Origin of the sequence: Bradyrhizobium sp. AZCC 2230, assembly GCF_036924495.1 — a bacterium.
In the GTDB taxonomy this organism is placed as follows: Bacteria; Pseudomonadota; Alphaproteobacteria; order Rhizobiales; family Xanthobacteraceae; genus Bradyrhizobium; species Bradyrhizobium rifense.
This window is the reverse complement of sequence record NZ_JAZHRS010000001.1, coordinates 7,767,855-7,786,536: the sequence shown is the minus strand read 5'-3', so window position 1 is coordinate 7,786,536 and position 18,682 is coordinate 7,767,855. Positions and strand designations below refer to the sequence as shown.

Below are 18,682 nucleotides of genomic sequence, written 5' to 3'. Positions count from 1 at the left end.
TTTGCCCTCGGAGCGCGACGTTGTTTGGCGCTATTTCCCCAGTGCCGCGGCAACTTGGCCAGCCAGCTCCTCTGCCAGCGAGTGATAGCCCTCTGGCGTGAGATGTTGTCCATCAGGCTGATGCGGAAGTCCGTGCAGCATCCCATTCGGGAGCATAATAACCTTGATTCCCATCGCGCTTAGCCGACTTTGGATGGCAGGCGTGTTGTCAGCGGCCAGCTTTCTCCGGTCGTTTCCGCCGGGTTGAAGGATGACAACGCTCGTTCCCTTCGGAACCACTCGATCCAGTCGGGCCAACATGCCTCCCGTGGTGTCACCGTTGACGCCAGCATTGATGACACGGACGTTAAGACCCTTCGCACGCAGAAGCGTTTCCAGTTGTGCGGGGTAGGATTGGCTGCGCGATACACCCTTGCCGAAGGTGTTGCTGGCTCCAAGGGCCACAACGGTTGCAGCGTGAGCAGTGCCAAGCGCGGAGAACACTCCGAATGCACCGAGAAGAACGATCTGGCTAAGCTTTGCGACCACTATTGCCCCCCGATAGGCCGGAATCCCAACCGCATGCTTATCACCATTGCTACTTTTTGAGAACGCGGAGGTTGCCTGCGGGTCAATAAGGAGACGCGCTAATGCACCACCCCGAGACCGCTCTCTTTTAGCCGCTCCGCGAACCAGAGCGACTGTGGCTGATCGAGAACACCGCTGACATAGACTTCCGAAATCGTCACATTGTGCTTGTCCAGCACCAGCAGCACGCCGATCCAATAGGCGAACCAGACGTGCGGATCGGTCAGCGCCATCAGCTTGTGCTGGTCGTGCTCCAGCGGCGTGTGATTGCTCGCCTTGCGGATCTCGACGGCGAGCAGATTGTTCGGAATCTCGCGCTGGTGCACGACGACGTCAGGGTAGATCGACTTGCCGAGATGATCGTCGGTCGAGATGATGGTGCCGTGCGGCAGATGCAGCGTGCGCTCGCCGAGCCGGTCATAGTTGCAGTCGACCGACCAGCCCGAAAACTGCCGCTCGAGATAGACGGCGAAGCGGTGCGTGATGGCACGCTCGCCGATGTCCTTCTCGAACAAAAATCCTTCCTGGGCGTAGAAGTCCCGGAGCGCAGCGATCACCTTGTTCAGCTCGGTCTGCATCGTGCCTCCGGGCCCAGCGTGGTGAGGAGCGCGCCACGCCATCAGTGTCGTCCCGGCGAACGCCGGGACTCATACTGCGAGGTCCGTCGACTGCGCGCGATGCGCGTACCGGCCCCCGAATCTTCGCCAAACCTCTCCCTGGGGTTATGGGTCCCGGCTTTCGCCGGGACGACGTAAGGAGAGAGCCTACATCACATAATGACTTCGATCAGCCGCGGTCCGGGCTCGGCGACGGCCTCGGCCAGCGCCTTGTTGAACTCGTCGGCATTGGTGACGGCACGGCCGGGCACGCCCATGCCCTTGGCCAGCGCGACGAAATCGAGCGTCGGGCGGTCGAGGCGGAGCATGTCGTTGGCGCGCTGGCCGGGCTCGCCGGCGCCGACATTGTCGAACTCGCCGCGCAGGATCTGGTAGATGCGGTTGGCGAACACGATGGTGACGATGTTGAGGTTCTCTCTCGCCTGCGTCCACAGCGACTGGATCGTGTACATCGCGCTGCCGTCGCCGACCATGGTGATGACCTTGCGGTCCGGGCAGGCGATCGCGGCGCCGATCGACATCGGCGTCGAGAAGCCGATCGAACCGCCCATGTTCTGCAGCCAGTCGTGTGGCGCGGCCGCCGCAGTCGGCGGGAAGAAGCCGCGGCCGGTGGTCAGCGACTCGTCGACCATGATCGCGTTCTCGGGGATGGCGCATGCGATCGCCTGCGCGATCGAGGCGAAGGTGAGCGCACCGGTCGGTTTCACCAGCTCCTGCAAAGCCTGCGGCTTGACGTCCTTGGCGCTGGCCTTCACAGCGCCGGCCAGCGCGTCGAGCGCTGCGACCGAATTCTCGCCCCAGGAGGTCATGCGATGGACCTCGCAGCCCTCGGGCTTGAGCATGCTCGGCTTGTTCGGATAGGCGAAGAACGCCACCGGATCGTCGGACTCGACCAGCACGATGTGACGGAACTTCGCCAGCATCGGCAGCGCGTTCTCGATGACATAGTGAATGCGGTCGATCGAGAAGCGGCCGCGGCCACGCGCCATCTTCGGGCGGAAGGTCGGGCCCATCACGGTGCAGCCGGTCTTGTTGGCGATGCGCTCGGCCAGTGCCAGGCCCTTTTCGCTCAGCGCGCTCCCGGTCATCAAGAGCAGCGTGCCCTCGCCGTCGCCGTGCAAAATCCTGGCGGCCTGCTCGACCGCCTGCGGCGAGTAGCTGGCGCGCTGCTGCTCTGCCGGCACCTCGGCGATGCCGTCGGCCTCGTTCCAGGCGGTGTCGGCGGGCAGGATCAGGGTCGCGATCTGCGGCGGGGCGCTTTTGGCGGCAGCGATCGCCGCGGCGCCGTCGGCGGCGACCGATTTGGAATTCGGCGAGGTGCGGACCCAGGACGACATCGGCCGGGCAAGGCCCTCGATGTCGGAGGTCAGCGGTGCGTTGTAGTCGATGTGGTAGACGGCGTGCTGGCCGACGATGTTGACGATGCCGGAATTGGCCTTCTTGGCGTTGTGCAGATTGGCAAGGCCATTGGCGAGGCCGGGGCCGAGATGCAGCAGGGTCGAGGCCGGCGTGCCCTTCATGCGGAAATAGCCGTCGGCCGCGCCCGTCACCACGCCTTCGAACAGGCCGAGCACGCAGCGCATCCCCGGCACGCGGTCGAGCGCCGCGACAAAATGCATCTCGGAGGTGCCCGGGTTGGTGAAGCAGACGTCCACCCCGCCCTTGACCATCGTCCGCACCAGGCTTTCCGCACCGTTCATTCTGTCTGCTCCCGCAACCGGCTTATTTCCAGTGATCCATTCCAGCGATCCATGGGATCAATCATTGTTCGCGGGCCCCGTCAAAGCAATAGCCGGCATCGCGGCCCTGCCCCGCAGGGCAACCTGCCGGTTTGGCTAATGCTTTTGGTTGCCGATTTGGTAACGCCAATCGCGGTGGACGACGCCCCTCACGGGGCCGTGGCTTGCGAAACGCCCGCAAATATGGCCTCTGGCTTTCGTTGAATCGATTTTTTCTGGGGGAAGCAATGATCCGGTTTTTTGCCGCGCCGATAACCGCAATGGCACTCTTGCTGGCTGGTGCAGCCGACGCATCCGCGGCGGGAATGATAGACTTCACGGGCACCAGCTCCACCGGCTATCTCGGCGGCGGCTCAAGCCCGATCCCCCGCACCACCGTCATGTACAACGGCAATTATGCCCCCGGCACGATCGTGGTGAACACCGCCGAGCGCCGGCTCTATCTGGTGCTCCAGGACGGCCAGGCCTTGCGCTACGGCATCGGCGTCGGCCGCGACGGCTTCCGCTGGGGTGGGGTGCACAAGATCACCGCCAAGAAGGAATGGCCGGAATGGACGCCGCCGTCGCAGATGATCGCCCGCCGGCCCGACTTGCCGCGCCACATGAAGGGCGGCATCGAGAATCCGCTCGGCGCGCGCGCGATGTATCTGGGATCGACGCTCTACCGCATCCACGGCTCCAACGAGCCGGAGACGATCGGCCAGGCGGTGTCCTCGGGTTGCTTCCGCATGACCAATGACGACGTCACCGACCTCTACGGCCGCGTCGGTGTCGGCACCACGGTGGTGGTGCTCAACAACTAGAGCCGGCGCTGGCTTCCGTAGGGTGGGCAAAGGCGCACTTGCGCCGTGCCCACCACCTATCAATGATTCGAGAGAAATCGTGGGCACGCTTCGCTTTGCCCACCCTACGGCACTGTGCTTGAAAGCAGCAGGAATCTGCCGGGCGCGTGAATATGCGGACTTGTGTGCGCCGCGCGAATACGGCAGCGTTGCGCGACGATGAGCGCAATGAACTCGCCCTCGGTTGCCGTTCGCTTTGCCCTGCTGGCGTTTGCAGTGCTCACATGTGTGCCTGACACCGCACCCATAGCGATCGCCGGCGAGCTGCCTGCGATTGCCTCGCGCCAGCGCGCCGAGAAGAAGAGCTTTACCGACGCCGAGATCGTCGACGGCTTTCTGAAGACCGCCTTCGGCGCCGAATATCACCTCGCCGGCCGCGTCGACCGCATCCGCAAGTTCGACGGACCGGTGCGCGTGTTCGCCGAGAGCGACCGCGCCGACCGCAAGGCGCAGCTCGCAAAGGTCGTGGCCGACATCGGCACGCGCGTGCAGCATCTCGACATCGCCATGACCGCGACCGCCGAAGCGGCGAATGTGCGGGTCAAGCTCGTGCGCGACCGCGACCTCTATCGCACCATCGCGAGCTTCTACGGCGCGGAGAAGGCGCGCGAGATCCGCACCTCGCTCGATCCGCAATGCCTGTCAGGTTTTCGCAAGAACGACAATTTCGAGATCGAGCATTCCGACGTCATCCTCACCGTCGACATCAGCGACTTCACCTTCCTCGATTGCGCCTATGAGGAGCTGCTGCAGTCGCTCGGCCCGATCAACGACACCGCGAGCGTGCCGTGGACGATGTTCAACGACAATGTGTCGATGGGCTATTTCGACGTCTACGACCAGTACATCCTCAATTTGCTCTACGACCCCCGCATCAAGCCCGGCATGACCGTGCTGGAGGTGAGATCAGTGCTGCCCGAGGTGATCGCCGACGTGCGGATTTGGGTGAAGCGGGTGAATGATTTGAAGGAGTGATCCCGCCGTCATTGCGAGCGCAGCTCGTAGGGTGGGTTAGCGCCAGCGTAACCCACCACTTCGGCTTCCGCGTCGACAGAAGTGGTGGGTTACGCCACGCGGACTGCGCTTCGCGCATCCGCATGGCTAACCCACCCTACGATTACCCCACCAGATCGGCGACCGTGGTCGCGGCCTTCAGGCCGGTGCCGGTGAGGACTGCGACCGTGGTCTCGTTCGCCTTGATGGCGCCGGTGGCGGAGAGTTTCTCCAGCGCAGCCGCCGCGCTGGCGCTGGTGGGCTCGGCGAACAGGCCCTGCCGCGCGAGGCGCCGCAGGGCGGCGACGATCTCGTCCTCGGTGAGCGCGACCGTGCCGCCACCGCTTTCGCGCAACGCGCCGATGATCTCGCGCAGCCGCAGCGGATTTTTGATCGCGGTGCCTTCGGCGATGGTCTTGTTGACCTCGCGCGCGACGGGCGTATTGACGCCGGCCTTGAAGCTGGCATCGATCGGCGAGCAGTTGAGCGGCTGGGCCGCGAACAGGCGCGGCAGTTTTGCAATCTGCCCCGCCTTCAGCAACTCGCGGAAGCCGAAGGCGCAACCCAACAGGCTGCTGCCGGCACCGACGGGAACGATGACGTTGTCGGGCGCGCGAAACCCGAGATCTTCCCAGATTTCATAGGCCAGCGATTTTGTGCCTTCGAGGAAGAAGGGCTGCCAGTTGTGGCTGGCATAGAAGGTCTGGCTCGACTGCCGGATAGCCTCGGCCTCCGACTCCTCGCGCGGGCCCTCGACGAGCTGCACCTCGGCGCCGTAGGCGCGCACCTGCGCAATCTTGGCCGGCGAGGTCGAGGCCGGCGCCAAAATCTTCACGCGCATGCCGCCGGCCGCGCCAAGTCCGGCCATCGACGAGCCGCCATTGCCGGAACTATCCTCCAGAATGGCGTCGACGCCGATCTGGCGCAGGAACGACAGCATGACCGCCGAACCCCGGTCCTTGAAGCTGCCGGTCGGGTTGAACCATTCGAGCTTGAAGAACGGCCGCAGATCGCCCCACCCCTGCTGCACCAGCGGCGTGCAGCCCGCGCCGAGCGAAATCGGATCCCTGATCTCCACCGGCAGCGCCGCCCGGTAGCGCCAGAGCGACCGCGTCCGGCCATCGATGTCCGCGCGCGAGATCCCAGCCCCCGGCGTCACCAGCAACGGCGTGCGCTCGTCCGAGCACCAGCGCGGCTCGTGAAGCGGATAGAGCTTTCCATTGCGGGGATCGACGTAGCTGGCGGCGGACATGGCATTTCTCCAGGGCGATCCCCTCGATATGTCCGAATATCCAGGTTTTATCCAGTCGCCTGTTTCGAGGGCGTTAGAGGCACCCCTTCAAAAAATTCGAACAATTACATAGATATAGGGTGCGTTCTGGCGCCGGCCGCCGATCCGGCCGTTCCGGTGCCCGGCCGCTGCCCGCCCCGCACGATTAACTTGTCTGTCGTGGCCGGCCGCTACAATATGTTGGATTGCGTCGCCGGCCTGTGCCGGTAACGCCGCAGAGCCAGGCCCGTCCGAGCGGCGGGCCGTTGGCTTTTTGGGAGTTTGGCCATGAGCCGCGCGAACCGTACCGACCACATCCGCCTCACCTCGCACCCGGAGCCGGGCCGCAAGGCGGCCTTTCCGATTCACTGGGGTGCTGCCGATGCGCGCGCCCGCGGGCCGATCATCGGCACGGTGTCGCGCGCTGGGGATCGCAACGTGATCGGCAGCCATGGCGGCTCCTACGCGATGTATCGCGCACTCGCCGTCTCCGCCGGTGCGCTCGATCCGATCAGGCGCCCTGATCTCACCAACACGTTTCCGGCGGCGACCATCGGGCCGTTTGAGCAGTGGCGCGATCCCGCAAAGATCGTCGCGCTCGACCCCTGGGGTCATCTGGTCGCCGAGAATTTCGGCAAGGACATCGCCGAGGGCGTCGATATCCGCCCGAGCATCGCGGTGACGCGCGCGCGGCTCGACCTGCCCGAAATCCGCGAGGCGCTTGCGGCCAAGCGACTGCGCGCCGACGGCGAGGTCGTGCATGCCAATGGCAGCGTCTCGGTGGTGAAGATCGCGATCGATCCGGTCTGGTATCTGCCCGGCCTTGCCGAGCGCTTTGCGACCAACGAGACCGAACTGCGCCGCACGCTGTTCGAGCAGACCGCCGGCATGTTCCCCGAGCTCGTGACCCGGCCGGACCTGAAGGTGTTTTTGCCGCCGATCGGCGGCACCACCGTCTACATGTTCGGCGATGTGACAAAACTACCTGACCATCGCACCAAGATCACCTGCCGCGTCCATGACGAGTGCAACGGCTCCGACGTGTTCGGCTCCGACATCTGCACCTGCCGGCCCTATCTCATCCACGGCATCGAGGAATCCGCGCGCGGCGCGCAGGAGGGCGGGCTCGGGCTCGTCATCTACAATCGCAAGGAAGGCCGCGCGCTCGGCGAGGTCACCAAATTCCTGGTCTACAATGCGCGCAAGCGTCAGGAAGACGGCGACGCCGCCGCAGCCTATTTCGAGCGCACCGAATGCGTCGCCGGTGTCCAGGACGCGCGCTTCCAGCAATTGATGCCCGATACGATTCACTGGCTCGGCCTGAAGCGCATCGACCGCTTCCTGTCGATGAGTGACATGAAGTACGACGCTTTGACCTCGCAAGGCATCGACATCGTCGAGCGCGTGCCGATCCCGCTGGAGCTGATCCCGGCTGACGCGCATGTCGAGATCGCCGCGAAGAAGGCCGCCGGCTATTACACGACCGACATTGCGCCCGAGAAGGACGTCGATGGCGTGGTCGGACGTTCGCTGGAAAAATACTGATCAGGCGATGGCGGACGTATCAGAACTGCAAGCACGTGCGCTCCTCACCGCAAAGGCGGTTCGCGCGCGGGCTGGCGAGATGCTCGCAATCGGACTGAACGGCGAGCTCACGCATTTCACCATCGACATGGATCGGATGGACCGCGTTGCGGAGGCCGTGCTGGCTGTCACGCGCAAAGCCTATCCGACGCTGGACATTCCCTTCCATGCGCGGTGGCGGCATTTTGTGTTCGGCGGCGTCGACCGCTGGGCGCTGCTGGCCGACGCGACATCGTGGCCCGATCGCGCGGCGCGGGCGCGCGCGGAGTTCGACCTCGCCATCGTCAGCGTGCTGCTCGATGCCGGCGCGGGTGCTGCGTGGCGCTATCGCGACGCTGTGACGGGGCAAGGCATCGGCCGATCCGAGGGGCTTGCGATTGCAAGCCTTGACATGTTTGCCGGCGGACTTTTCTCCGCCGATGCACGCGCGCCGTTCAGGGTCGATGCGGATGTGCTCGCAAAACTGCCGCTCGCCGCGCTCAATTCAGCCTTTCAGGCGAGCGATGCCAATCCGCTGCTCGGCCTCGAGGGACGCACCGATCTGCTGCGGCGCCTCGGCCAGCAGGTTGCGGCGCGCCCCGATGTCTTCGGCATGTACGACACCCCACGACCGGGCGGCTTGTTCGATCATATCGCCGCGCAGGCAACGAACGGCGCCATCCCCGCGCCCGCGATCCTGTCCGCGGTGCTGAACCAGCTCGGACCGATCTGGCCGTCGCGACTCGAGCTCGCCGGCGTCCCGCTCGGCGATTGCTGGCGCCATCCCGCGATCAAGGCCGATGATGCGACCGCCGGCCTCGTGCCGCTGCACAAGCTGTCGCAATGGCTGAGCTATTCGCTGATCGAACCGCTCCAGCGCGCGGGATTAGAGGTCACCGACATCGACGGCCTGACCGGGCTTGCCGAATACCGCAATGGCGGCCTGTTCGTCGATCACGAGGTGCTGCGCCTGCGCGATGCCGCGGACGCCGATCGTGCGCATGCGGTGGATTCGCTGCTCGTGGTGGAGTGGCGCGCGCTGACGGTTGCACTGCTGGACCGAGTGGCGGAGCTGGTTCGCGTAAAACTCGGCCGCACGCCGGAGTCACTGCCGCTCGCCAGCATTTTGGAAGGCGGCACCTGGGCCGCGGGCCGGGCCATTGCGTTTGCGCGCCGTCCCGACGGCTCGCCGCCGCTCAAGGCGATCAGCGACGGCACTGTTTTCTAACTTCCTACCTCTCGTTTGAGTTCGCGGAAACAGACCCCTCATCCGGCGCTTCGCGCCACCTTCTCCCACAGGGGGAGAAGGGAAAAGCAAGAGCATCCGATCATGGAAGGCGTCACGATCGTCGATCATCCGCTGGTCCAGCACAAGCTGACGCTTGTGCGGGACAAATCGATCTCGACCAAGTCGTTCCGCGAGCTGATCAAGGAGATCGGCATGCTGCTCTGCTACGAGGTGACGCGCGACCTGCCACTCGCTGACACCGTGATCGAGACGCCGCTGGCGACGATGCACTCGGCCAAGATCGCCGGCAAGAAGCTGGTGTTCGTGCCGATGCTGCGCGCCGGCACCACCTTCGTCGACGGCATGATGGATCTGGTGCCGACCGCGCGCGTCGCGCATATCGGCCTCTACCGCGAGCCGCATAGTTTTGCCGCGGTCGAGTACTTCTTCAAATCGCCATCGGATCTCAGCGAGCGCCTCGCGATCGTGGTGACGCCTGTCGTCGCGACCGCCAACACGGCCGTCGCCGCAGTCGACCGGCTGAAGGAGCGCGGCGCCAAGGACATTCGCCTCGCCTGCCTGATCGCGGCTCCGGAGGGACTCGAGCGCCTGCGCGGCTTGCATCCGGACGTGCATATCTGGACCGCGGCGGTGGATGAAGGCCTCGACGAGAACGGCTTTATCCTGCCGGGCCTCGGCGACGCCGGCGACCGCGCCTATGGGACGCGATGAAGCGGAATGGGCTCAGGTTGAATCAGGCGGCCGCGGGCTCGGTGCACCTCTCCCGCTTGCGGGAGAGGTCGGCGCAACGCGCCGGGTGAGGGCTCTTTCCTCTTGGGGGTTCTCGATTGCGGAGATACCCTCTCCCCAACCCTCCCCCGCAAGCGGGGGAGGGAGCGCACCTCCGTCGTTGCAACGATCGAGCCTGATCTCATCCCGCTCAGATCTTACCGCCTCCGCAAATGCCCTTCAGCGCCTGCCATTCCGTGTCCGTCAGCAGCGGCGGGCCGCTGGCGGGGCGGTCTTCTTTCGTCATGCGGGCGAGGCGGTCCTCGGTCAGCGGGTGGCTCGCCAGGATGGTGAAGCCTGATCCGCCTTCCTTGCCGGTGATGCGGAACATCAACTCGGCCGCGGGTTTTGGCGAGCGGCCGAGCTTGTGCATGATGTCGATCGCGAAGGTGTCGGCATTGGTCTCGGCCTCGCGCGAATAGGAGGCTTCGACCAGGCTGCGCGAGGCGAAGATCACGGCGGACGAGCCGGTGACGTCGCCGAACAACAGGCCGATCAGGAACGAGGTGCCGCCGTTGTAGATCAGGCCGCGCATGTTGTCGTGATGCTTGAGATGGCCGAGCTCGTGAGCGAGGATGCCGGCGATCTCGTCGGGACTGTCGGCCTTTTCGAGCAGGGCGTTGAGCACGAAGACCTTGCCACCCGGCAGCGCGAACGCATTCGGCACCGAGCTCGGCAGCACGCCGGCCGTCATGGAGTCGTCGTCGAGCCCAGCGGCGTCGCGCAGGCGGTTGACGAGCTTGGAGAAGGCGGCCTGACCGGCCGGGTCACTGCAAGTGGAGCGGCCGAAGATGGTTTTCACCTGGACCTCGGACGCATCGCCGATCCGCCGCTCGATCGGTTTCGGCACCAGCGGCGCCAGACGATCCGCGGCGAGCGGCACGCCGAACAGCACGACGCAGACGATGGAGATTGCGGCCGCAAGCGACCAGCCGACGATTTTAGCAACACCGCGGCCCGTGGTCTGGTGCTCGTCGAGCCGCGGACAGCGTGCAACGAGATCGGCTCCGAAAGCAGCATCGCGGATCTCGAGCCGCGCCAGCGGCGGTGCGGATGTCGCGGTCAGGCGCAGGATGCCGGCCGGACTGTCGGCACGACGGATCTCGTCAAAGGCCCAGCGCGTGACGGTCACGCCCGCCTGTCCATCGCTCGGCTCGGCGATCTCAAGCACGTCACCCAGTGTCAGCATGACCTGACGCCGGCGGCTCGACAATCCGTCGAAGAAGATCGCCGGTTGTCCGGGCTTCGTCTCGGCGCCGGGCTCGGCGGTCACATCGCTCACGATCTAGAATCCTGCGACATCGAGACCATCGGCAAAGCCCTCACCGAGCGCGCTGGCCAGCTCGCCGTTGGCGCGGACGTCGGCTGCGGCTCCGATATCGTGCACCGCGACGGTCTCCAGCACCTTGGCCCAGAGATCGCGCTGGAGGTAGACGCGCATGATGATGTTGATGGCAAGGGCAAGCGCGAAATAGCCGATCACCATCATCACCAGCATCGGGATGCTCTTGGCGGCGTGGTCCGGCCCGAACACCTGCTCAGCCGGCACGCCACTCACCTTGACGACGAGCATGGTGGCACCGCCGATATAGAGGCCGAACAGGGTCGAGAGCAGCATCCACCAGCCAACCATCTTCCAGTAAAGGCCGTAGAAAGCATTGTGCGGCAGATCCGAGGACAGGCTGACGCCGCCGATGCGGATGCCGTTGAGCCACCAGCGCCATTCGCGCGCCTTGAACTCGGCATAGAGGAACGGCGCAAGCGGAAAGATGATGACCGCGATCGGAGTGAGCAGCCACAGCCACCAGCCGCGCTTGAAGAAAGTCCAGCCGTCACCTTCGAAGTCGCCCTGCAGATCGCCGAAATACGTGTGCCGCATCTTGTAGCGCTCCAGCGACGCCTCGCGCCACGGCAGCGCCAGGCCGAGCGTCAGGAACACCAGCAGGCCCCACAGCATCGCGCGGAACGAATAGATCCAGCCGGAGCCGTCCATCCAGAAGCGCACGCCACGCCAGACCGTGCGGGTCAAGCGATAACGGCGCGCACGAAAAATCGCGAACTGGCCGAAGGCATAGAAGGCGATGAACAGCGGCGTCGAGGCGAAGCCCTGCCAGCGCTCGAACTCGATACCGACCAGGAAATAGGCGAGATAGATCGGCACCAGAATCGCAAGGGCGAACAGGAAGCCGACCAGGAGCTCCTTGGCGCGGCCGGTATATTCAGCGGCGTCGCCGTCGATCGCGGTGTTCGACCACAAATGACGGCGGATGTCGGTGACGAGCCAGAACCGGTAGAAGCCAAAGGTGACGAGCTCCAGCATGGCACCCTTGGTGACCATTTTGCGGAACTCGGTGCGATTGCCGGTGAAGTCGACCCGCGAGGGCGGCAGCGGCGGCGGGACCGGTTCGGAGGGGCCGATGGGGGCCCATTGCATGTCGTTCACGGCAGCAACCTCGGGATGCGGATCTGATCCGCTCAAACTATAGATCAAAGATTGGTCGATCCCCAAGATGGGCGGGTTCGATTTTACCTCGGTTTCGAGCGATTTCTCGCACGATTCCGCTGGCTGAGGCGTGCGGCAGATCACGTTGGTGAACCCGTGGTCCGTAGCCCGGATGGAGCGCAGCGCAATCCGGGACAGCGTCAATGGCGGCTCGATTCCCGGATTACGCTTGCGCTCCATCCGGGCTACGCACTGCCAGCCGAGCAACGCCCGAAGGTTGGATGTGGCAAAACTCTCCCTTGCTCCGACGCAGACAACGGGCTGTAATTACACCCCAAATACCGCAGCGCAGAATTCAAGAAAATCGCGCGGTTCATGTCAGGGAGAGCGGTCATGCACGGGACCATTGAGAGCGCGGCGAAACTCGACGCATTGCGCGAGCGCGCGTCGTCACTTCCGCTGGAGCAATACGATCCCGGCGATCCCGAATTGTTCAGGACCGATACGTTCTGGCCCTATTTCGACCGGCTGCGCCGCGAAGATCCCGTGCACTACACCAAGGACTCGATGTTCGGGCCGTACTGGTCGGTGACGCGCTACAACGACATCATGGAGATCGAGACCAACCATGCGGTGTTCTCCTCGGCCTCCGCACTCGGCGGCATCACCATCCGCGACATCGACCCCGACCTTCGACGCGAGAGCTTCATCTCGATGGACCCGCCGCGTCATGCGGCGCAGCGCAAGACCGTGGCGCCGATGTTCACGCCGACGCATCTGGACAATCTCGCGCTCAACATCCGCAAGCGCTCGGCCGAGTGCCTGGACAATCTGCCGCGCGGTGAGGTGTTCGACTGGGTCGACCAGGTCTCGATCGAGCTCACCACCCAGATGCTCGCGGTGCTGTTCGACTTCCCCTGGGACGATCGCCGCAAGCTGACGCGCTGGTCGGATATCGCCACCACCATTCCCGGCCCCGACGGCCTGGTCGCCACCGAAGACGAACGTCAGGCTGAGCTCACGGAATGCGCCGGCTATTTCGCGCGGCTCTGGAAGGAGCGCATCGAGCAGCCGCCGAAGAGCGATCTGCTGTCGATGATGGCGCATGGCGCCGCGACGCGCGACATGGATGCGCGGAACTTCCTCGGCAATCTCATCCTTTTGATCGTCGGTGGCAACGACACCACCCGCAACACCATGTCGGGCTCGCTTCTCGCGCTGAGCCAGCATCCGGACCAATACCGCAAGCTGCGCGAAAACCCCGCGCTGCTCGACAGCTTCGTGCCCGAGGTGATCCGCTGGCAGACGCCGCTCGCACATATGCGCCGCACGGCGCTTGCCGATTTCGAGTTCCGCGGCAAGCAGATCAAGAAAGGTGACAAGGTCGTGATGTGGTACGTCTCGGGCAACCGCGACGAGGAGGCGATCGAGAAGCCCTACGACTTCATCATCGACCGCGCCCGGCCGCGCACGCATCTCTCATTCGGCTTCGGTATTCACCGCTGTGTCGGATTGCGGCTTGCCGAACTCCAGCTCAAGATTATCTGGGAGGAGATCCTCAAGCGATTCGACCATATCGACGTAGTCGGCGAGCCGAAGCGGGTGTATTCGAGCTTTGTGAAGGGTTTGGAAACGTTGCCGGTCAAGATTGCGGTGTGACCGCGGAATTATAGTGTATAACATTGGCACTTGCGACGAAGCCCTCACCCCGCTGGCGCTGCGGGGTGAACGAACACAGGGAGCGACTGCCCATGAACATTCAGACCCCGGTCAAGGCCGACAAGGCCGAACGCATGCGGCGCGCGCGCGAGGAAGCCTATGCGACGCCGCTGAAGAATTTTCATCCGGGCGCGCCCAGGCTGTTCCAGGACGACACCCTGTGGCCGTGGTTCGAGCGGCTGCGCAAGGAAGAGCCGGTGCATTACTGCACCAACGCGCCGATCGAGCCGTACTGGTCGGTGGTGAAATACAACGACATCATGCATGTCGACACCAATCACGGCCTGTTCTCCTCGGACTCGACGCTCGGCGGCATCGGGATCCGTGACGTGCCCGAGGGCTATGACTGGCCGAGCTTCATCGCGATGGACCAGCCCAAGCACTCGTCGCAGCGCAAGACGGTGTCGCCGATGTTCACGCCGACGCATCTGGACGAGCTCGCAAAGCTGATCCGCCAGCGCTCGCAGACCGTGCTCGACAATTTGCCACGCAACGAGACCTTCAATTTCGTCGAGCGCGTCTCGATCGAGCTGACGACGCAGATGCTGGCGACCCTGTTCGACTTCCCCTGGGAGGAGCGGCGCAAGCTGACGCGCTGGTCGGACGTCGCGACCGCGCTGCCCAAGAGCGGTATCGTCGAATCCGCCGAAGAGCGCCGCCGCGAGATGGACGAGTGCTACGCCTACATGTCGAAGCTGTGGAACGAGCGCGTCAACTCGGCGCCGCGCAACGACTTGCTGTCGCTGATGGCGCACAGCGACGCCACGCGCTTCATGGACCCCGACAACCTCATGGGCAACATCATCCTGCTCATCGTCGGCGGCAACGACACCACGCGCAACACCATGACTGGCTCGGTGCTGGCGCTGAACGAGAATCCCGAGCAGTACGACAAGCTCCGCGCCAATCCGGCGCTGATCGATACCATGGTGCCGGAAGTGATCCGCTGGCAGACCCCGCTGGCGCATATGCGCCGCACCGCGCTTGCCGACACCGAGATCAACGGCAAGCACATCAAGAAGGGCGACCGCGTCGTAATGTGGTACGTCTCGGGCAACCGCGACGAAGAAATGATCGAGCGCCCCGAGGAATTCATCATCGACCGCGCCCGGCCGCGCACGCATCTCTCCTTCGGCTTCGGCATCCACCGCTGCGTCGGGATGCGGCTTGCCGAGCTCCAGCTCAAGATCGTCTGGGAGGAGATGCTGAAACGATTCGACCGCATCGAGGTGGTCGGTGAGCCGAAGCGGATCTATTCGAGTTTTATCAAGGGATATGAGTCGCTGCCGGTGAGGATACCGGGGTAACGGCTCCATCCTCCGTCATTGCGAGGAGCTCTTAAGGTAAGCCGGATCCCCAATCTCCGCTGTCATGCCCCGCGAAAGCGGGGCATCCAGTACGCCGCGGCTTCTCGGTTCTATCACTGCCGTCTCTGGAATACTGGATCGCCCGCTCCAGTGCGCAATTGCGCACAAGGCGGGCGATGACAGCGGAGTATGGGGCGGTCAGCTATAGAATTTCGGCATGACAGGTCGCGCCAGATGCGAAGACCGCACGGCGCCTGACTGGTCTACGACACCCACCTAACTCAATTTGATGTCCCACACGCCTTCCTTGCGGCAGGCGGCAACCTCGTCGCGCAACAGCGCGGTGACGGCCAGCGAGGCCGTCGAGGCCGGGCGGTCGATCGGAGAGGCGAAAATGAGCTCGCGTGACATCGGCTTGGAGACGGCAGCGGTTTCCAGCCGTCCGTCCGCGACCTCGGCGTGGACCGAGGATGGCGGCAGCAGCGCGAAGCCGAGGCCTTCCTCGACCAGGCTGGTCAGCACGCGGAACGAATCCGCTTCCAGCTGGACGTTGAGCTTGATCTTGCGCTGCGCGGCCGCGTGCTCGATCAGCGCACGGAGGCCGTGCGAATGACTGGGCAGCACCAGCCGCTGCCGCAGCAGCCAGCCGATATCGACGTTCTTCTTGCGCGCGAGACCGCAACCGCGCGGGCCGACTGCGACGATGTTGTCGCGGCCGAGACTCTGCACATTGAGATGCAGGTCGGCCGAGCGGCCGTACAGGATAGCGAGATCCATCTCGCCGCGATGCAGCCATTCGACGATATGGCCGCTGTAGCTTTCGACGATGCGCAGCGAGATGCCGGGATATTTTTCGACGCAGCGCCGCGCGAAGCGCGCCGACAGCACGCAGCTCACGGTCGGAACCAGGCCGAGCACGACCTGGCCCGACGGCGGCCCCTTGGCGGACTGGATGTCGTCGCGAATCTGGTCGATCTGCCGCACGATGCCGGAGGTGCGCGCCAGCAACAGGCGCCCCGCTTCAGTCAGCACCATGCCGCGGCCGTTGCGCGTGAACAATTCGACGCGCAACTCGTGCTCCAAGAGCTTGATCTGCCGGCTCAGCGCCGGCTGCGCCACGCGCAACGTGTCGGACGCTTTGCTCAGGCTCCCGAGCTCCGCCACGCAACTGAAGGTCCTGAGCTGCCGGAAATCCATGCTTGCCAATCCTGGAAGGCTACTCCATACGCTATAGCAAATGAGCATAGGGGGATGGCGTTGTTTTCACAACGCCAGAGGGTTGGCCGGCGTTATCTTAACTGCCGCTACGAACGGGAAACGCCATGAGTGAAGACCACCACAGCGAAGATTACGCCGACATCCGCGAAGCCGTCGCAAAGCTCTGCGCGCAGTTTCCCGGCGAATACTGGCGCAAGCTCGATCGCGAGATGGCTTACCCCAAGGCTTTCGTCGACGCGCTGACGCAGGCCGGTTACCTCTCGGTGCTGATCCCCGAGGAATATGGCGGCGCGGGCCTGAAGCTTTCGGCAGCGGCTGCGATCCTCGAAGAGATCCAGCGTGCGGGCTGCAACGGCGGCGGCTGTCACGCCCAGATGTACACGATGGGCACCGTGCTCCGGCATGGCAATGACGAGCAGAAGGCAAAATATCTGCCGAAGATCGCCAGCGGCGAATTGCGGCTGCAGGCGTTCGGCGTCACCGAGCCAACCAGCGGCACCGACACCTCCTCGCTGAAAACCTTTGCGCGCAAGGAAGGCAACGACAGCTACATCGTCAACGGCCAGAAAATCTGGACCAGCCGCGCCGAGCATTCCGACCTGATGGTGCTGCTGGCGCGCACCACGCCGAAGGAGCAGGCCAAGAAGCGCACCGATGGTCTCTCCGTGTTCATCGTCGACATGCGCGAGGCCAAGAACAACGGCCTCGAGATCCGCCCGATCCGCACCATGATGAACCACGCCACCACCGAAGTGTTTTTTACCGACATGAAGGTGCCGGCGGAGAATTTGATCGGCGAGGAAGGCAAGGGCTTTCGCTACATCCTCTCCGGCATGAATGCCGAGCGCATTCTGATCGCGGCCGAATGCGTCGGCGACGCAAAGTGGTTCATTGCCAAGGCCACCAACTACGCCAAGGAGCGCACGGTGTTCGGCCGGCCGATCGGCCAGAACCAGGGCATTCAGTTCCCGATCGCGAAGGCCTATGCCTCGATGCGCGCGGCTGAGTTGATGGTGAAGGAAGCGACGCGCAAATATGAGGCCGGGCTCGACTGCGGCGCGGAGGCCAACATGGCCAAGATGCTGGCGGCGGATGCGTCCTGGGAAGCGGCGAATGCCTGCATCCAGACCCATGGCGGCTTCGGCTTCGCCGAGGAATACGACGTCGAGCGCAAATTCCGCGAGACGCGGCTGTATCAGGTCGCGCCGATCTCGACCAACCTCGTGCTGTCCTTTATCGCCGAGCATGTGCTCGGCATGCCCCGCTCGTACTGAGGTCGCAATATGGGAGCTCTTGACGGGATCAGGGTGATTGCGGTCGAGCAGGCGGTGGCGGCGCCCTTCTGCTCGTCGCGCCTGGCGGACGCCGGCGCCGAGGTGATCAAGATCGAGCGGCCCGAAGGCGATTTCGCCCGCGGCTATGACGCGGCGGCCAAGGGCCAGAGCAGCTATTTTGTGTGGCTCAACCGCGGCAAGCAATCGGCGGTGGTCGATCTCGCCACCAAGGAGGGACGCACTGAACTTGAAAAGCTGATCGCGAGCGCCGACGTGCTGGTGCAGAACCTCAAGCCGGGCTCGATGGACAAGCTCGGCTTCTCCCGCGAGCGATTGCTCAAGGACTATCCAAAACTGATCTCGTGCACCATCACCGGCTATGGCGACGAGGGGCCCTATGCGCATCGCAAGGCCTATGATCTCTTGATCCAGGCCGAGAGTGGCCTTGCCTCGATCACCGGCAATCCCGACGGCGCTTCGCGCGTTGGCATGTCGATCGTCGACGTTGCGACCGGCGCTACCGCGCACGCGGCGATCCTGGAAGCGCTGATCGCACGCGGGCGCACCGGCAGGGGTGCCGACATCCGCATCTCCATGTTCGACGTGATGGCGGACTGGTGCACCGTGCCGCTGCTCAACGCGGAGGCCGGCAATCCGCCCAAGCGCATGGGGCTGCGCCATCCCTCGATCGCGCCCTACGGCGTGTTCACCTCGAAGGACGGCAAGGACATTCTGATCTCGATCCAGAGCGAGCGCGAATGGAAGACGCTCTGCGCCGAAGTGCTGGACCAGCCCAACCTGCCCGCCGACCCCCGCGTCGCCAACATGGTGGAGCGCGTGCGCAATCGCGATTTCACCGACACGACGGTCGCGGATATCTTTGGCAGGATGACGCGCGACGAGCTGTTGAAGCGGCTGTCAGATGCCGACATCGCCTTTGCCGAGGTCAACACCATGGCCGACCTCGCCAACCATCCGCATCTGCGCCGCATCGAGGTGGATACGCCGAACGGCCGCGTCAGCTATCCCGCGCCGGCGCCGATCATCGTCGGCGAGACCCGCGCGTACGGCGCGGTGCCGGCGATCGGCGAAAATCCATCCAGGAAGTAACAG

16 protein-coding genes are annotated in these 18,682 nt (G+C 64.4%); 9 read left to right on the top strand and 7 right to left on the bottom strand.

The features are described 5' to 3' along the window. Window positions 1-30 precede the first annotated feature (30 nt). The 3 genes from V1280_RS37155 to V1280_RS37145 form a co-directional block, all read right to left on the bottom strand. Window positions 31-528: a GDSL-type esterase/lipase family protein gene (locus V1280_RS37155; protein WP_246208362.1), complete on the bottom strand. Its 498-nt coding sequence runs from the start codon at window positions 526-528 to the stop codon at window positions 31-33. 98 nt (window positions 529-626) lie between these two features. After that, window positions 627-1,145: a hypothetical protein gene (locus V1280_RS37150; RefSeq protein WP_334535584.1), complete on the bottom strand. Its 519-nt coding sequence runs from the start codon at window positions 1,143-1,145 to the stop codon at window positions 627-629. A gap of 191 nt (window positions 1,146-1,336) precedes the next feature. Beyond that, window positions 1,337-2,884 carry an acetolactate synthase large subunit gene (locus V1280_RS37145; protein ID WP_334535583.1) on the bottom strand — a complete coding sequence of 516 codons (1,548 nt, stop codon included), beginning with the start codon at window positions 2,882-2,884 and terminating at the stop codon, window positions 1,337-1,339. Window positions 2,885-3,150: 266 nt separating this feature from the next. Here V1280_RS37145 and V1280_RS37140 point away from each other — a divergent pair, with 266 nt between their 5' ends. Continuing rightward, window positions 3,151-3,726 carry a L,D-transpeptidase gene (locus V1280_RS37140; RefSeq protein WP_334535582.1) on the top strand — a complete coding sequence of 192 codons (576 nt, stop codon included), beginning with the start codon at window positions 3,151-3,153 and terminating at the stop codon, window positions 3,724-3,726. 198 nt (window positions 3,727-3,924) lie between these two features. Next, the gene (locus V1280_RS37135; protein WP_334535581.1) at window positions 3,925-4,740 is read left to right on the top strand and encodes a DUF2927 domain-containing protein; all 816 of its coding nucleotides are present in this window, start codon (window positions 3,925-3,927) and stop codon (window positions 4,738-4,740) included. Between the two features lie 142 nt (window positions 4,741-4,882). Here the strand turns inward: V1280_RS37135 and V1280_RS37130 are convergent, their stop codons facing one another. After that, window positions 4,883-6,010, bottom strand: coding sequence for a threonine synthase (locus tag V1280_RS37130; protein WP_334535580.1), 1,128 nt, complete (start codon window positions 6,008-6,010; stop codon window positions 4,883-4,885). Window positions 6,011-6,316: 306 nt separating this feature from the next. Here V1280_RS37130 and V1280_RS37125 point away from each other — a divergent pair, with 306 nt between their 5' ends. The 3 genes from V1280_RS37125 to upp all read left to right on the top strand — a co-directional run bounded on the left by V1280_RS37125 (window position 6,317) and on the right by upp (window position 9,551). Then, window positions 6,317-7,573, top strand: a complete 1,257-nt coding sequence (locus tag V1280_RS37125; protein WP_148778830.1) for a GTP cyclohydrolase II — start codon at window positions 6,317-6,319, stop codon at window positions 7,571-7,573. A gap of 7 nt (window positions 7,574-7,580) precedes the next feature. After that, entirely contained in the window at window positions 7,581-8,819 is a 1,239-nt protein-coding gene (locus V1280_RS37120; RefSeq protein ID WP_334535579.1) for a URC4/urg3 family protein, read from the top strand. Between the two features lie 102 nt (window positions 8,820-8,921). After that, a complete protein-coding gene (gene upp / locus V1280_RS37115) occupies window positions 8,922-9,551 on the top strand; it encodes a uracil phosphoribosyltransferase (protein ID WP_148778828.1) in 630 nt (209 codons plus the stop codon). Window positions 9,552-9,759: 208 nt separating this feature from the next. Here upp and V1280_RS37110 read toward each other — a convergent pair whose 3' ends face one another. After that, the gene (locus V1280_RS37110) at window positions 9,760-10,890 is read right to left on the bottom strand and encodes a M48 family metallopeptidase (protein ID WP_334535578.1); all 1,131 of its coding nucleotides are present in this window, start codon (window positions 10,888-10,890) and stop codon (window positions 9,760-9,762) included. A gap of 3 nt (window positions 10,891-10,893) precedes the next feature. Further along, the gene (locus tag V1280_RS37105; RefSeq protein ID WP_334535577.1) at window positions 10,894-12,051 is read right to left on the bottom strand and encodes a YjgN family protein; all 1,158 of its coding nucleotides are present in this window, start codon (window positions 12,049-12,051) and stop codon (window positions 10,894-10,896) included. 393 nt (window positions 12,052-12,444) lie between these two features. Between V1280_RS37105 and V1280_RS37100 the strand changes: the two genes are divergently transcribed. Both V1280_RS37100 and V1280_RS37095 read left to right on the top strand, forming a co-directional pair. Continuing rightward, window positions 12,445-13,710: a cytochrome P450 gene (locus V1280_RS37100; protein ID WP_334535576.1), complete on the top strand. Its 1,266-nt coding sequence runs from the start codon at window positions 12,445-12,447 to the stop codon at window positions 13,708-13,710. A 92-nt stretch (window positions 13,711-13,802) separates the two neighbouring features. Continuing rightward, the gene (locus tag V1280_RS37095; protein ID WP_334535575.1) at window positions 13,803-15,077 is read left to right on the top strand and encodes a cytochrome P450; all 1,275 of its coding nucleotides are present in this window, start codon (window positions 13,803-13,805) and stop codon (window positions 15,075-15,077) included. A gap of 276 nt (window positions 15,078-15,353) precedes the next feature. On the opposite strand, the gene V1280_RS37090 is transcribed toward V1280_RS37095, so the two are convergent. Beyond that, window positions 15,354-16,274, bottom strand: a complete 921-nt coding sequence (locus tag V1280_RS37090) for a LysR substrate-binding domain-containing protein (protein ID WP_334535574.1) — start codon at window positions 16,272-16,274, stop codon at window positions 15,354-15,356. A gap of 125 nt (window positions 16,275-16,399) precedes the next feature. On the opposite strand from V1280_RS37090, the gene V1280_RS37085 reads away from it, so the two are divergent. Together V1280_RS37085 and V1280_RS37080 are read left to right on the top strand one after the other, a co-directional pair. Next, window positions 16,400-17,569, top strand: a complete 1,170-nt coding sequence (locus V1280_RS37085; RefSeq protein WP_334535573.1) for an acyl-CoA dehydrogenase family protein — start codon at window positions 16,400-16,402, stop codon at window positions 17,567-17,569. Window positions 17,570-17,578: 9 nt separating this feature from the next. Continuing rightward, window positions 17,579-18,679, top strand: a complete 1,101-nt coding sequence (locus tag V1280_RS37080; RefSeq protein ID WP_334535572.1) for a CaiB/BaiF CoA transferase family protein — start codon at window positions 17,579-17,581, stop codon at window positions 18,677-18,679. Window positions 18,680-18,682: the final 3 nt, after the last annotated feature.